We start from the raw sequence: 304 nt of genomic DNA on the forward strand, positions 1-304 counted from the left end.
TTCAGCCTGATACAGATTAAATCAGAACGCAGAAGCGGTCTGATGAAACAGAATTTGCCTGGCGGCCTTAGCGCGGTGGTCCCACCTGACCCCATGCCGAACTCAGAAGTGAAACGCCGTAGCGCCGATGGTAGTGTGGGGTCTCCCCATGCGAGAGTAGGGAACTGCCAGGCATCAAATTAAGCAGTAAGCCGGTCATAAAACCGGTGGTTGTAAAAGAATTCGGTGGAGCGGTAGTTCAGTCGGTTAGAATACCTGCCTGTCACGCAGGGGGTCGCGGGTTCGAGTCCCGTCCGTTCCGCCA

The 304-nt window shown here is 55.3% G+C and carries 1 tRNA gene and 1 rRNA gene; both read left to right on the top strand.

The window, feature by feature from the left end:
* The first annotated feature begins 57 nt into the window (after positions 1-57).
* Positions 58-173: ribosomal RNA gene (gene rrf / locus AACU19_RS20125) — 5S ribosomal RNA — on the top strand.
* Between the two features lie 54 nt (positions 174-227).
* Positions 228-304, top strand: a tRNA-Asp gene (locus tag AACU19_RS20130).

The sequence above is a fragment of the Escherichia sp. MOD1-EC4550 genome (genome assembly GCF_963876935.1).
Lineage (GTDB): Bacteria > Pseudomonadota > Gammaproteobacteria > Enterobacterales > Enterobacteriaceae > Escherichia > Escherichia coli_F.